Genomic DNA, 14,380 nt, shown 5'->3' on the forward strand with positions numbered 1-14,380 from the left:
TCGACATGACCACGGATACGCTGACCAAGAACCGTTGGGTCTATTCCTTCGGAGGCGGCGGCGCCGACGGCGACGCGTCGATGAAGAACCTGCTGGGCGGCAAGGGCGCCAACCTGGCCGAGATGTGCGCCCTGGGCCTGCCGGTGCCGCCGGGCTTCACCATCACCACCGAGACCTGCGTCCACTATTACGCCAACGGCCGCAGCTATCCCGCCGACCTCGAGGCCCAGGTCCGCGACGGCCTGGCCAAGGTCGAGAAGGCCGCCGGCAAGACCTTCGGCGATCCGTCCAACCCGCTGCTGGTGTCGGTGCGCTCGGGCGCCCGCGCCTCGATGCCGGGCATGATGGACACCGTGTTGAACCTCGGCCTCAACGACGAGACCGTGGCGGGCCTGGCCAAGCTGTCGGGCGACAAGCGCTTCGCCTTCGACAGCTATCGCCGCTTCATCCAGATGTATTCGAACGTGGTGCTCGACCTCGACCACCACATGTTCGAGGAGATCCTCGACGACCATAAGGACCGCCTGGGCGTCACGGTCGACACCGCCCTCAGCGCCGAGGACTGGGAAGGCGTCGTCGCCGACTACAAGCAGGCGGTCGAGCGCGAGCTGGGCCGGCCGTTCCCGCAGGACCCGACCGACCAGCTGTGGGGCGCCGTCGGCGCGGTGTTCGCCAGCTGGATGAACGACCGGGCCAAGTTCTATCGCCGCATGCACGACATCCCGGAAAGCTGGGGCACGGCGGTCAACGTCCAGTCGATGGTGTTCGGCAACATGGGCGACACCTCGGCGACGGGCGTGGCCTTCACCCGCAACCCCTCGACCGGCGAGAACCGCCTGTACGGCGAGTTCCTGATCAACGCCCAGGGCGAGGACGTGGTCGCCGGCATCCGCACGCCGCAGAACCTCACACGCGCCGCGCGCGAGGAGATGGGCGAGACGGCGCCGTCGATGGAAGAGGCGATGCCCGAGGTGTTCGCCCAGTTCAAGGCGGTCGTGGAGAAGCTGGAAAAGCACTACCGCGACATGCAGGACATCGAGTTCACGGTGGAGCGGGGGGTGCTCTACATGCTCCAGACCCGCAACGGCAAGCGCACCGCCAAGGCCGCGCTGAAGATCGCCGTGGACATGGCCGCCGAGGGGCTGATCGGCCAGGACGAGGCGGTGATGCGCGTCGAGCCGGCCGCCCTGGACCAGCTGCTGCACCCGACCATCGACCCCAAGGCCCAGCGCGACGTGATCGCCGCCGGCCTGCCGGCCTCGCCCGGCGCGGCCACCGGCAAGGTGGTGTTCGACGCCGACGAGGCCGAACGGCTGGGACAGGCCGGTGAAGCCGTCATCCTGGTGCGTGACGAGACCAGCCCGGAAGACATCCACGGCATGCACGCGGCCAGGGGCATCATCACCGCCCGAGGCGGCATGACTAGCCACGCCGCCGTGGTGGCGCGCGGCATGGGCCGTCCCTGCGTCTCGGGCGCCGGCGACGTGCGCATCGATGCGAAGGCCGGCGAGTTCCGCGCCCGCGGCCGCACCTTCAAGGCCGGCGACATCATCACCATCGACGGCTCCAAGGGCGAAATCCTGGCCGGCGCGGTCAAGATGGTCGAGCCGGAGCTGACCGGCGACTTCGCCAGCCTGATGGTCTGGGCCGACGCCGCCCGCCGACTGAAGGTCCGCGCCAACGCCGAAACCCCGCTGGACGCCCAGACCGCCCGCGGCTTCGGCGCCGAGGGCATCGGCCTTTGCCGCACCGAGCACATGTTCTTCGACGCCGACCGCATCGCGGCGGTGCGCGAGATGATCCTGGCCGACGACGAGGGCGGCCGCCGCGCCGCCCTGGCCAAGATCCTGCCGATGCAGCGCGCCGACTTCGTCGAGCTGTTCACCATCATGGAAGGCCTGCCGGTCACCATCCGCCTGCTCGACCCGCCGCTGCACGAATTCCTTCCGCATACGGAAGAGGACGTCGAGGCGGTCGCCAAAGCCACCGGCCTGGACGCCCGCAAGCTGCTGCTGCGCGCCAAGGACCTGCAGGAAACCAACCCCATGCTCGGCCATCGCGGCTGTCGCCTGGGGGTTTCCTATCCCGAGATCTACGAGATGCAGGTCCGCGCCATCGTCGAGGCCGCCTGCGAGATCGCCGCCTCGGGCAAGGCCGCGCCGGTGCCGGAGATCATGCACCCCCTCGTCGCCAAGGGCGAGGAGATGAAGTTCCTCCGTGAACTGACCGACCGGGTGGCCAAGCAGGTGATCGCCGAGAAAGGCCAGGCCATCGAATACATGGTCGGCACCATGGTCGAGCTGCCCCGCGCGGCCCTGCGCGCCGACGAACTGGCCGTCAACGCCGAGTTCTTCTCGTTCGGCACCAACGACCTGACCCAGACCACATTCGGCATCAGCCGCGACGACGCCGGCAAGTTCCTGGGCGCCTATCTGGAGAAGGGGATCTTCGAGAAGGACCCCTTCGTCAGCCTCGACCAGGACGGCGTCGGCGACCTGATCCGCATCGCCGTCGAGCGCGGCCGAAAGGCGCGCCCGGACGTCAAGCTCGGCATCTGCGGCGAACACGGCGGCGACCCGGCCTCGATCGACTTCTGCGAGCGGGCCGGTCTCGACTATGTGTCGTGCTCGCCTTACCGCGTGCCGATCGCGCGGCTGGCGGCGGCCCAGGCGGCGCTCGCGCGGCGTTGAACGCCGCCCGCCGCGGCGGGTGACAGCGATTTAACCTGACACGGCGGCCCAGGTCGGCTGTTCTGTCCCCCTTCTCCGAGGGGCGTTTGGCGCATGGCGCGGTTTGATCCTGCGGCGGCGACGGCCGCCTATCTGGCGCAACTGCCGCCCGAAGCCCACGCCAAGGCCCAGGCCTACACCCAGGGCGGCCACTGGCTGCTGCTGTGGGGCTGTCTGGTCACCCTGGTCGTCGCCTCGCTGGTGCTGCGCAGCGGCGTGTTGCCGGCCGTCCGCGACCGGTTGGAGCGCCGCTGGCCGAGACCGGTCAGCACGCCGTTCATTCTGAGCCTGATCTATTTCGCGGCCAGCTGGGCGCTGTCCCTGCCGTGGGACATCTATTCCCGCTGGTGGCGCGAGCGCTCCTACGGCTTCAGCAGCCAGTCGCTGCCGGCGTGGCTCGGCGAGGGGGTCATGGCCACGGCCATCGGCGCCTTCGTCGGCGGGGTGTTCCTGATCGCGCTCTACGCCTTGATCCGGCGGGCCCAGCGCGTCTGGTGGGCCTGGGCCGGCGGCCTGACCGCCGTGTTCATCCTGTTCATTCTGCTGATCCAGCCGGTGCTGATCGACCCGATCTTCAACAGCTACACGCCCGCGCCGGCCGGTCCGGTGCGCGAGGCGGTGGTCGAGATCGCCAAGGCCAGCAGCGTGCGGCCCGACCGCATCTTCGTCTATGACGGATCGAAGCAGTCGAACCTCTACACGGCCAATGTGGCGGGCCTGTTCGGCACCGCCCGCATCGCCATGAGCGACGTGATGTTCCAGAGCGGAGCCGACGTCCCGGAGGTGCGGGGCGTGGTCGGTCACGAAATGGGGCACTACGTCCACCTGCACGCCGTGTGGCTGACCCTGGGCTACAGCCTGATCGCCATGCTGGTCTTCTGGCTGATCGACCGCCTGTTCGGCCCCGCGGCGCGCCTGCTGGGCGCCCGGGGCGTGCGCGGCCTGGACGATCCGGCCGGCATGCCCGTCCTGGCGGCCCTGGCGACGGTGCTGATGCTGGCGGCGACGCCGGCGGTCAACACCCTGTCGCGCTGCGTCGAGGCCGACGCCGACACCTTCTCGCTCCAGCACGTCGACGAGCCGGACGGCCTGGCCCGGGCCCTGGTCAAGACCATCGCCTATCGCGCCGCCGCGCCGTCATGGCTGGAGGAGACGGTGTTCTACGACCACCCGGCCGTGGCGCGCCGCATTCGCAAGGCCATGGACTGGAAGGCTTCGCATAATCTGGCCCGCCGCTGAGGCGGGCCGCCGCCGTCGGTCAGCCGCCGACGGCTCGGCAACGGCTCGCGCCGGCCTGGGTGGCGCAGAAGCCGACCTCGGGCGAGCCCTCGACGATCTCGAACCAGTGGTCGGCCACGCAGTCGCGCCAGCCGGGGGCGAAGTCGGCCGCCGAGACGTCGAGCGCGAAAACCGGCTTGTCGCTCTGGACATAGAAGGGGGTCATGCCGGTCAGGCCGCCGAAGCTGCCCCGGCCGTTGACCACCCCGCAGATCAGCCCCGACCTGGTCCGCCACACTTCGCCGAACTCCAGCGGCCCAGGTTGGGAAAGGCGGGCGGCCAGGGCGCGTTGCGCCACCGCCCAATGGCGCTGGACCGCGGGGGCGGCGCGGTCATGCTCGCTCTTCTCGTGCAGGCGCACGCCGGCCAGCACCGCCGCGCCGCCGGCGACCAGCGCCAGAATGGCCGCCGCCGTCGATATAAGCACCCGGCGTTCTCGACGCGTCATGTCCGCCCCCCGACGGCCTGAAGCCTGTCAGCCCCGCTTGCGCACGAACACGGTGCCGGCGGAATAGCCGGCGCCGAAACTGCAGATCAGGCCGGTCTCGCCCGCCTGGAAGTCGTCGTTCTTCTTGTGGAAGGCGATGATCGACCCGGCCGACGAGGTGTTGGCGTATTCGTCCAGGATGATGATGTTCTCGTCGGGGCCGGGCTCGCGGCCCAGCACCTTGCGGCCGATCATGTCGTTCATGTTGATGTTGGCCTGGTGCAGCCACAGGCGCTTGAGGCCGGTCGGGTCGACGCCCAACTCGCCGGCGTGGTCGACGATCATGTCGCTGACCATCGGCACCACGTCCTTGAACACCTTGCGGCCCTGCTGGACGAACAGCTTGTCCGGCTGACCGAAGCCTTCGGGCGCGGCGTTGTTGAGGAAGCCGAAGTTGTTGCGGATGTTGTTCGAGAACACCGTCTTCAGCCGCGCGCCCAGCACGTCCCAGCCCTGGCCGGGCTTGGCCTGGTCGGCGGCTTCGACGATCACCGCCGTCGCCACGTCGCCGAAGATGAAGTGGCTGTCGCGGTCCTTGAAGTTCAGATGCCCCGAGCAGATCTCGGGATTGACCATCAGCACCGCCTTGGTCGAACCCGAGGCGATGAAGTCGGCCGCGGTCTTGATGCCGAAGGTGGCGGACGAGCAGGCGACGTTCATGTCGAAGGCGAAGCCTTCGATCCCCAGCGCGGCCTGGATCTCGACCGCCATGGCCGGATAGGCGCGCTGCATGTTCGAACAGGCGCACAGCACCGCGCCGATCTCGCTGGCGGGCTTGCCCCAGGCCTCGATCGCCTGACGGGCCGCCGCCACGGCCATCTCGGCCAGGATCGACAGCTCCTCGTTCGGCCGCTCGGGGATGACCGGCCGCATGATCTCGGGGTCGATCACCCCGTCCTTGTTCATCACATAGCGGGCCTTGATGCCCGAGGCCTTGAGGATGAACTCCGGCGACGAGGGCTGCAGCGGCTCGACCGCGCCCGAGGCGATGTCGTCGGCGTGGGCGGCGTTGAAGCGCTCCACATAGGTGTTGAAGGCCTCGACCAGCTCTTCGTTGGAAACGGAATAGGGCGGGGTGTAGAGCCCCGTCGCGGCGATGACGGCTTTTTGCATGCAATGCCCTTGGGCGAATTCCCGACGCGGCCTGCGGCGGCCGGCGTCGATCCCGCTCTTCGGAATGAGACTGCCGCGATTGATAGCATGCCGCGCACGGCCGTCCACAAGCCCGTTCAGTCAGGTGTTGCGCCAATGCAACGAAATAAATGCGCCTTATTCTGGCCCTTGCTCGCCCACCGACCCGCCGTTTTTCAGGTCGATAACACCCCTGCTTGAGGGGTCATGTCGGGGTTATTGAGTAAAGGATTATCAATATGAAGACCATCTACGCCGCCGCCGCCCTGGCGACGCTCGCGGTTTCGGCTCCCGCCTTCGCTCAACAGTCAAGCTTCGCGCCCATCTCCGGCTACGGTACGCTGGGCTACAGCTATCTGGACAACGACGGGCCCAGCTACGGCGCGGTCACCGGCCGCCTCGGCGCCCGTTTCGGCCGCTACCTCGGGGTCGAGGGCGAACTGTCCGGCGGCCTGCAGGGCGACACGGTCAGCGTCAACGGCGTCAATGTGAAGACCAAGGCCAACAGCCAGGTCGCGGCCTATGGGGTCGGCTTCCTGCCGGTCAGCCCCAATCTCGACCTGATCGCCCGGGTCGGCTACGGCGACACCGACGTCAAGGCCAAGGCGCCGAACATCTCGGTGGCCGGCGGCAACAGCTGGAACTACGGCGTCGGCGCCCAGTACCTGTTCGACGAGAAGAACGGCGTCCGCGGCGACTACACCCGCTACGACTACAACGACGGCGGCGCGGCCAACGTCTGGTCGGTGGCCTATATCCGCAAGTTCTAGGTTTCGGTTCCTGGTTGAAGGTTCGACTGGCGCGCTCGGTGACGGGCGCGTCATTTTTCTTGACGGGCTGGTCCGACCCGGCGGACCCTTCCCAGGATTGGGAGGAAGCCCGCATGAGTTGGGCGTTTTTGCTTCAGACCCTGGCCTCGGCCGCCGCCATCGCCATCCTGGTCGGCTTCACGGCCTGGGCGAGGATTTCGCGCGCGCCGCCTAAGCTCGACGCCGCCGGCGCCCTGCGCGTGCTGGCCGACGAGTTCCCGGACGCCAGCCCCGCCACGCCCTGGATCGCCGCCGACGGGGCGGGGGCGGTGGCGCGCTCCGGCGACGAGGCGCTGATGATCTTCAGGCTGGGCGACGGCTTTGTCGCCCGCGCCGCGCCCTGGGCGCGGGTGGCGGCCAGCCCGGTCGTCGCCGGCCGGCTGACCGTGCGGCTCGACGATCCCGGCGCCCCGCGCATCCGGCTCCTGACCGGCGACGGCGCTTCGCCGTTCGGCGAGGGGGCCGCGTCATGAAGGCCGCCTTCGATCCGGTGACCCTCGCCACGCCGTTCTTCATCGTAGCCATCGTGCTGGAGATCGTGCTGGCCCGGCTGGGCCGCGCCCGCGCCGCCTACGAGGCCAAGGACACCGCCGTATCCCTGCTGATGGGCCTGGGCAGCACCGTCGCCGGCGTGCTGACCGCCGGGGCGGTGTTCGCCGCGACCCTGTGGGCGCACCAGCACCGCCTGTTCGACATCCCGATGACGGCCGCGTGGGCGTGGGTGGCGATCTTCTTCCTGGAGGACCTGACCTACTACTGGTTCCACCGGCTCAGCCACGAGCGGCGCTTCTGGTGGGCCAGCCACGTCAACCACCATTCCTCGCAGCACTACAACCTGTCGACCGCCCTGCGGCAGACCTGGACCGGCGGCGTCGCCGGCACCTGGCTGCTGTGGCTGCCCCTGGCCTTCCTGGGCTTCCCGCCGGCGATGATCGCCATCGAGAAGGGGATCAGCCTCGTCTACCAGTTCTGGATCCACACCGAGACCATCCGCAGGCTGCCCGCGCCGATCGAGGCGGTGTTCAACACCCCCTCGCACCACCGCGTCCACCACGCCCGCAACCCGCGCTATCTCGACAAGAACTACGCCGGCATCCTGATCATCTGGGACCGGCTGTTCGGCACCTTCGAGCCCGAGCGCGACGACGAGCCGTGCCGGTACGGCATCGTCAAGAACCTGGGCGATTTCAACGTGCTGCGGGCGGCCTTCCACGAATGGATCGGCATCGGCGCCGACCTGCTGCGCGTCCGCTCGCCGCGCGAGGCGCTTGGCTATCTGTTCGGCCCGCCGGGATGGAGCCCGGACGGCTCGCGCCAAACCTCGGCGATGATCAAGGCCCGTTGGCGGGCCCGCATGCAGGAAAAGGCGGCGAAGCCGGCCGAAGCCGACCCCGCCGCCGCCTCGGAGACGGTCTAGAACTGCTTCTTCAGGGTCACGAAGGCCTGACGCGGCGCGCCGGCCAGCAGGGTCTGGAACGCGCCGTTCGGGTCGGAGTTGACGAAGCCGTTCGAGCCGATGGTCGACACGTACCGCTTGTCGAACAGGTTGGTGACGTTGAGCTGCGCCTCCAGCCCGTCGAGCCAGGGCGACATGCCGTGGATGCGGTAGCCCAGGCTGAGGTCGACCAGGGTCTGGGCCTTGACCGACGCGTCGTTGAGGTAGGTGTAGTAGCGCTTGCCCATGTAGTTGACGCCGGCCTGGGCGAAGAAAGAGCCGTTGTCGTAGCGCAGCTCGGCCTTGACCAGGTTGTCGGGCGTGTCGACCGTGGTCTTGCCGGCGGTGGGGGCCACCACCACGCCGTCGCCGTTCTTGGTGTCGTCGTCGTATTGGGAGTTCGAGTAGGCGTAGGAGCCGAACAGCGACCAGTCAGGCGCGAACCGCCAGGTGCCGGCCGCCTCCAGCCCCTTGGCCGTCACCGAGCCGACGTTCTGCAGGGCCGACGGGTTGCCCTGGATGCCCGAGCCGACGGTGATCGCCAGCAGGCGGTTGTCGAAGCTGACATAGTAGGCGGCGAGCACGCCCTCGAAGTCGCCGGCATGGAAGCGATAGCCCACCTCGAAGGTGTCGGACGTCTCGGGCTTCAGCTTGTCCTTGATCGCGTTGAAGCCGGCCTGGCTGGTCGAGAAAGGCCCGGCCGTGGCCGCGCTGACGAAGGCGCGGGCGTTGCGGGCGTAGTCCCCGAACACCTCGCCGCCGCCGCCCACCGCCCAGTTGAACCCGACCTGGGGCAGGAAGCCCTCGCTGACGTCGATCGAGCCCGAGATGGTCGCGCCCTGGACGCCGGTCGCCTCGTTCTCGACCTTCATCGACTTGAAGCCGAAGTTGGTCTTCAGCGTCTCGGTGATGCGCCAGGTGTCCTGCAGGTGGAACTGGTAGGTCTTGGTGTTGAAGTCGTACTCCCACTGGGTGGCGAAGGGGTTCGACTGGAACGAGGTCGACGACCGGTTCGGCGCGGCCCGCGTCAGGCCGTAGAAGCGGCGGGCCTGGTTGAAGTCGTTGTTCTCGTACCAGAAGCCGCCTTCCAGCGTGTGCTGGCCCAGAGTGTAGGTCAGGGCGGCGATGACGCCGGCGCGGTTGATCTCGTACTCGGTGGTGCGCAGCGAGATCGGGCCGCCGCCGGGGGAGGGCACATAGGGGGTGAACCACAGGCCCTGGCCTTCGTTGTGGTGGCCGTAGCCGGTGGCCTTGAGGCGCAGGTTCTCGTTGATCGGCCACTCGACGGTGACGCCGCCGATGGTGTCCTTACGCAGGCCGGCGGCGTTGTAATAGACGTCGTCGACGGTGGTGTAGGGGGCCGGATAGACCGTGCCCGCCGCCGGGTTGGACACCGGCGCGCCGGTGTCGCCGCGATTGTTGGCCACGTCGGCGATCTGCACCGCCAGCGGCCAGTTGTTGGAGATGTTGTCGAGGTTGTAGCCGACGCGCTTGATGAGGGCGAGCGACAGGTCCTGGTAGTCGTTCTCGCGGCGGTCGGAATAGTTGATCCAGCCGGTGACGGTGGCGGGGCCGACCGGCTGGACGAACTTGGCGTTGACCTGCTGCTGCTTCTGGACGCCGTCGCCCTTCCACTTGTCGGCGTTCTGATAGCCGTAGGACAGGTAGCCGCGGCCGCCGGTCTGCAGCACGCCGGTGTCGAGGCGCGCGAAGGCGTGGATGGTGTTGTCGCTGCCGCCGGTGACGGCGGCCAGCACGCCGAACTTCTCGGCGGGGGCGACCGAGACGAACTTCACCGCGCCGCCGAGGTTCGAGGTCGAGGCGGTGTCGAGGCCGCCGGTGCCCTGGGCCAGGTCGACACGGCCGATGTTCTCGGATGAGATGGCTCGGCTGATGTGCAGGCCGTTGTAGTTGCCGTAGGACATGTCGCCGAGCGGCACGTCGTCCAGGGTGAAGCCGAGCTGGTTCTGGTTGAAGCCGCGGATCGAGATGCGGGCCGACCACTCATAGGCGCCGAACGGGTCGGCGGACTGGAAGTTCACGCTGGGCAGCTTCGACAGCACCTTGATCGGGCTGGTGCCGGGGGTGAAGGCTTGGATGTCGTCGGCCTTGATGGTCTGGATCTGGCGGGTCTCGCCACGGCCGTAGACGACGATTTCCTCGACATTGGCGGCGCCGGCGGTGGTCGCGGCGGCGTCGGCGGCCGTTTCGGCGGCCAGGGCCGGGGCGGCGCAGAGGCCGAGCGCGGCGAACGCCGCGCTGGCGAGCAAGCGGGTCTTTGACATGAGTATCCCCTCTGATTTCGCCCTCGGCGTGGGAGCGGCCGGGGCGATCTTCGGCGGATAACAGTGGTCTGTGACGGGCGGCGCAAAGTGGCGCGACAGTTCCTTTGCGCAATTGCGACGGTGGCGTTACTCGCGCAGCAGCGGCAGGGTGAGGCCGGTCGCCGGCCCCGTGTTCGGCCCGTCGCGGCGAAAGCGGAAAAGTTCGGCGGGGCGTCCGCCGGTGTCGGAATCCTGGCGGCCCAGCCCCTCGACCAGGCCTGTGCGTTCGACGCCGCGCCGGAAATTCTGTTTGTGCAGCGCCACGCCGGCCACCGATTCGACCACGCGCTGGAGCTCCGACAGGGTGAACTCGGCCGGGGTGAGCTCGAACGCCACCGGGCGATAGCGCAGCTTGCCGCGAAGGCGGCCGAGGCCGGTGGCGAGGATGCGGCGGTGGTCGGAGATCATCGGCTCGCCGAGGGCGGCCGACAGGGCGGCGGGCTCCTCGGCGGCGAGACCCTGGGCGCGGCGGCGGTCGCGGTCGGCCTCGGGGGCGAGGCCGGCCTCGTAGAGCAGTTCGTAGCGGTCCAGCACCCGTTCGGGGTTCCAGCGTTGGCCGTCGAGGGCGAACAGCGCGCGGGCCCGCGCCGCGCGCTCGTCCGAACGGTCGGCCCAGGCGGCCAGGGCGGGGGCGATGACCTGGTCTATGCCGCGCGGCCGGCCGCGCCGCCAATCCTCCCAGGGGAAGTAGCGTGACCAGGGCGCCCAGGCGGTGTCCGGGGCCGAGGTGTCCGTCGGCCGGGGCGTCAGCGCCAGGTAGCCGACCGAGATCACCCGCGCCGCGCCGGCGCCGATGTCGGCCAGCGGCGCGTCGCGGCCCTTGTCGCCGAAGGTGTAGAGCTGTTCGACATAGCCCAGCTCGAACCGGGTCTGGGCGGCGACGAAGGCGCGCAGGGCCAGCTCGAAGGTGCGGTCGGCCACGGGATCGAACGGCCCGAACGGCAGGCCGGCCAGGGCCGAGGCCCTGTGGGTCTGGGCGTCCTGCGGGCGGACGGTCAGCACCAGGGCCTCGCCGTCGCGGCAGGCGACGACCACGGCGGAAAGTCCGATGACGACCGAGGCGTTCAAGGGCGGCCCTCCTCCTGGCGCGTCAGCCGCCGGAGGGCGGGACGTAGTTGAACACGCCGCACAGTTGGACCGCCTTGCCGGCGCCGGGGCGGTCGGCCCCCTGGAACGCGGCGAGATGAAGCGTCCTGGCCGGGCCCTCGCCGTCGAGCGCCAGCGCCAGATAGGTCGGCGGCCCGCCGCCGCAGAAACCGCCGTTGGGGGCGCCCTTGGGCACGGCCTCCCGCGAGACCTTGCGGATCTCGACCCGGGCGGCCTTGGACGTCGTCATCAGGTCGGCGAAGTTCTGCGCGCCGTCGGCCAGGTCGCTTGCCGTCGCCTCGGCCACCGGCGCGGCCTCGTAGCGCAGGCCGATCCGGCTTTCGATGGCGGTCCCCTCGACGGTGATCGGCCCGGTGAAGGCCTCGGCCGTGGTCGAAAGGGCCTCGTAGCGCCCGGCCAGCGTCGAGGCTGGGGCGGGCGGGATGGCCACCGTCGCGGCGGGGGCTGGCGCCTGGGGGCGCGGCGGCTGGGCGGGCTTGTCGCCGCAGCCGGCCAGCAGGCTGGCGACGGCCAGTCCGGGAAGGACGGCTGAACGCATGGGAGACTCCTCGGTTCGGCGCCAGCTTAGCGTGCGGCGCGGCCGGCGGCGATCAGAACCGCGCCGGCAGGTCGAAGGGCGCGCCCTCGAAGGCGAAAGCCCCCGTGCCGATGGCCGTCGCCGCCTCGACCATGCGGCCCTGGCGTCCCAGCATGTCGTCGGCCAGGGCGACGATGCGGCGATTGGGCGTGGCGGTGGGCGAGGCCTGGCGCAGCCGCTGGGCGATGTCGTGCTCGGCGGTGTCGGGATTGCGCGCGCAGGCCAGCACGAAGGCGGTCGCGCTCGACCGGCTGATCCCGGCCCAGCAGTGGATCAGCATCGGCTGCGCCTCGTCCCAGGCTTCGCCGAAGGCGAGGATGCGGCGGATCAGGGCTTCGTCGGGCGGGATCAGGCCCTCGGCCTGCTCGGCGATGTCGTTGACCGACAGCTTCAGGTGCCGTTCGGGCGACACGCCGGCCGGCGTGTCGATCATCGACGCGGGATCGAGCAGGGTGACGAGGTGCGAGGGCGCGCGGGCGGCGATGACGGCGTGCACCTGGCTGAGCGGCGAGACGATCAGGGTCACGTCGTCACTCCGTGTCGAAGGCGGCCTTCACCGGCTCGTAGCCGGCGGCCTCGGACAGCACGTGGAAGCGCTGGACGTAGCGCTCCTGGGCGACGGCCGGGGCGAGGGGGTCGATGGTCAGGCCGTAGCCTTCCGGCGGATGGCCGAAGAAGCCGATGGATTCCTCGATGGAGAAGCCGGCGAGCTGGGTCGCCTCGAAGAAGGCGCAGGCGCGGTCGGCCTGCTTGATCAGCTTCTTGATCGGGGCGGGCGTCTTGGCCGGCAGGCCGAAGCGGACGTGGATCGCCGTCTCCAGCTTCTCCTCGAACTCCTTGTAGCTGACGCCCAGCGCCGCCTTGAACGGCGAGATCATGTCGCCGATCACGTACTCCGAGGCGTCGTGCAGCAGGGCGGCCAGGCGCCAGCGCGGCTCCAGGTCCGGCTTGATGTGGACGGCGATCTCCTCGACCACCACCGAGTGCTGGGCCACCGAGAACCCGTGCTCGCCGATCGTCTGGCCGTTCCAGCGGGCGACGCGGGCCAGGCCGTGGGCGATGTCCTCGATCTCGATGTCCATAGGGGAGGGGTCGAGCAGATCCAGCCGCCGGCCCGACAACATCCGCTGCCACGCCCGTGGGGCGGTCTTGCTCGCGCGAGTTTGACGCAGCCCTTTCGCCACCAGATCGTTCCTTGCTTACCGGGTTGGACGAACTGGCCCAACGGACGGAGAATAGCAACCATTGCGACCCGATCGAACGAAGCCTTTTGTGGAGAGACGATCATGAGCTGGGCGCGGATCATGGCCCCCCTGGCCGGCGCATCGGGCGACGCCGCCGTGCTGAAAGCCGCCGAAACCGTCGCCGCGCCCTTCGGCGCCGAGATCGCGGCGATCTACACGCCGGCCGACGTCGCCGACCTGATGCCGTGGATGGGCGAGGGGTTCATGGGCGGCGTGCAGATCACCGCCATCGAAAGCATCAAGGAGGCCGCCGTCGCCGGCGAGGCGGCCGCCCGGGCCGCCTGCGAGACCTGTCGCGGCCGCGTCGCCTTCACCGCGCTGGAGTCTCCGGTCTGGGCCGCCCTGTCCATGGAGAGCCGGTTGTCGGACGTGGTGGTGTTCGACGACCAGGCGGCGCGGGGCAAGGGACCGCTCGCCGAGGCCTTCCAGCAGCTCGTCGCCGACGAACAGCGCCCGACCATCGTCGCCCGGCCGGGCCTGCGGGCGGACGGCTGCGTCATGGTGGCGTGGGACGGCGGCAAGGAGGCCAGCCGCGCGGCGCGCACGGCGCTGCCCCTGCTGGAGAAGGCCCGCCGGGTGGTGATCGTCGCCGCGCCGGCGGCTTCGTCGCGCAAGTCCGACCCGGCCCGCCTGCAGGCGTTCTTCGCCGCGCGCGGCGTCGCCGCCGAGGTCGAGGTCGTCTCCGAAAGCGGCGAGGCGGCCAGCCTGCTGCTGGCCGCCGCCCGGCGGCTGGAGGCCGACCTGATCGTCGCCGGCGCGTTCGGCCATCCGCGGCTGCAGGAGTTCATCTTCGGCGGCACCACGCGCAGCCTGTTGGCGGCGGACGCGCCGTCGCTGTTCCTGTCGCACTGAAAAAAGACAACGGAGGCGCCCCATGGGCCTGTCCCGCATCGTCATGCGTCTAGCCCGCAACCCGGGAACCGAGTTCGCCAACGGCGACGATCATCGCGGCTACATGCTGATCGCGCCGCTGACGTCCGACGGCTATCTGGACGAGGATGCGTACGCCAGGGGCCGGGCGGGGTGCACGGTGCGCCGGTTCGCGCCGGACGAGGACGCGGCCGACGGCCGGCTGGCGCGCCGGGGCGGGCGGTGGTTCTTCGACTATGACGAGGCCGACGACGCCGACGACGAGGTGGTCTATCGCCTGGGCGACCATCGCTTCGCCGTGGGCGAATACGTCACGGTGAACGACGAGGACGGCCGCCCCCTGACCTACAAGGTGATGGAGGTCGCCCCCGCCGCCTGAGGCGGGACGC

General features: G+C 69.8%; 14 protein-coding genes. 7 read left to right on the plus strand and 7 right to left on the minus strand.

The genetic code is table 11. The features are described 5' to 3' along the window. Nucleotides 1-5: 5 nt before the first annotated feature. Complete coding sequence (gene ppdK / locus C5708_RS18680; RefSeq protein WP_242923456.1) at nt 6-2,690, plus strand: pyruvate, phosphate dikinase; 2,685 nt, start codon at nt 6-8, stop codon at nt 2,688-2,690. 93 nt (nt 2,691-2,783) lie between these two features. Then, complete coding sequence (locus C5708_RS18685; protein ID WP_242923457.1) at nt 2,784-3,968, plus strand: M48 family metallopeptidase; 1,185 nt, start codon at nt 2,784-2,786, stop codon at nt 3,966-3,968. Between the two features lie 19 nt (nt 3,969-3,987). On the opposite strand, the gene C5708_RS18690 is transcribed toward C5708_RS18685, so the two are convergent. Both C5708_RS18690 and C5708_RS18695 read right to left on the minus strand, forming a co-directional pair. Continuing rightward, a complete protein-coding gene (locus C5708_RS18690) occupies nt 3,988-4,455 on the minus strand; it encodes a hypothetical protein (RefSeq protein WP_242923459.1) in 468 nt (155 codons plus the stop codon). 27 nt (nt 4,456-4,482) lie between these two features. Further along, on the minus strand, nt 4,483-5,607 hold the full coding sequence (locus C5708_RS18695) for a beta-ketoacyl-ACP synthase III (protein ID WP_242923460.1): 1,125 nt from the start codon (nt 5,605-5,607) through the stop codon (nt 4,483-4,485). Between the two features lie 257 nt (nt 5,608-5,864). Here C5708_RS18695 and C5708_RS18700 point away from each other — a divergent pair, with 257 nt between their 5' ends. From C5708_RS18700 to C5708_RS18710, 3 genes are all read left to right on the plus strand, one after another. After that, entirely contained in the window at nt 5,865-6,395 is a 531-nt protein-coding gene (locus C5708_RS18700) for a porin family protein (protein ID WP_242923461.1), read from the plus strand. Between the two features lie 113 nt (nt 6,396-6,508). Next, the gene (locus C5708_RS18705; protein ID WP_242923462.1) at nt 6,509-6,907 is read left to right on the plus strand and encodes a hypothetical protein; all 399 of its coding nucleotides are present in this window, start codon (nt 6,509-6,511) and stop codon (nt 6,905-6,907) included. Beyond that, on the plus strand, nt 6,904-7,851 hold the full coding sequence (locus tag C5708_RS18710; RefSeq protein WP_242923463.1) for a sterol desaturase family protein: 948 nt from the start codon (nt 6,904-6,906) through the stop codon (nt 7,849-7,851). Before C5708_RS18705 ends, C5708_RS18710 begins: the two co-directional genes overlap by 4 nt. On the opposite strand, the gene C5708_RS18715 is transcribed toward C5708_RS18710, so the two are convergent. The 5 genes from C5708_RS18715 to C5708_RS18735 all read right to left on the minus strand — a co-directional run bounded on the left by C5708_RS18715 (nt 7,848) and on the right by C5708_RS18735 (nt 13,001). Beyond that, nucleotides 7,848-10,154, minus strand: coding sequence for a TonB-dependent receptor (locus C5708_RS18715; RefSeq protein WP_242923464.1), 2,307 nt, complete (start codon nt 10,152-10,154; stop codon nt 7,848-7,850). The genes C5708_RS18710 and C5708_RS18715 overlap by 4 nt on opposite strands. A gap of 126 nt (nt 10,155-10,280) precedes the next feature. Beyond that, a complete protein-coding gene (locus C5708_RS18720) occupies nt 10,281-11,261 on the minus strand; it encodes an NAD regulator (RefSeq protein ID WP_242923465.1) in 981 nt (326 codons plus the stop codon). Between the two features lie 22 nt (nt 11,262-11,283). After that, entirely contained in the window at nt 11,284-11,838 is a 555-nt protein-coding gene (locus tag C5708_RS18725) for a hypothetical protein (RefSeq protein WP_242923467.1), read from the minus strand. 52 nt (nt 11,839-11,890) lie between these two features. Further along, on the minus strand, nt 11,891-12,403 hold the full coding sequence (locus C5708_RS18730) for a hypothetical protein (RefSeq protein ID WP_242923468.1): 513 nt from the start codon (nt 12,401-12,403) through the stop codon (nt 11,891-11,893). A 4-nt stretch (nt 12,404-12,407) separates the two neighbouring features. After that, entirely contained in the window at nt 12,408-13,001 is a 594-nt protein-coding gene (locus C5708_RS18735) for an HD family hydrolase (protein ID WP_242923470.1), read from the minus strand. Between the two features lie 162 nt (nt 13,002-13,163). Between C5708_RS18735 and C5708_RS18740 the strand changes: the two genes are divergently transcribed. Beyond that, nucleotides 13,164-13,973, plus strand: a complete 810-nt coding sequence (locus C5708_RS18740; RefSeq protein ID WP_242923472.1) for a universal stress protein — start codon at nt 13,164-13,166, stop codon at nt 13,971-13,973. Between the two features lie 22 nt (nt 13,974-13,995). Next, a complete protein-coding gene (locus C5708_RS18745; RefSeq protein ID WP_242923473.1) occupies nt 13,996-14,370 on the plus strand; it encodes a hypothetical protein in 375 nt (124 codons plus the stop codon). Nucleotides 14,371-14,380: the final 10 nt, after the last annotated feature.

The organism is Caulobacter sp. CCUG 60055 (assembly GCF_022750545.1).
In the GTDB taxonomy this organism is placed as follows: Bacteria; Pseudomonadota; Alphaproteobacteria; order Caulobacterales; family Caulobacteraceae; genus PUIC01.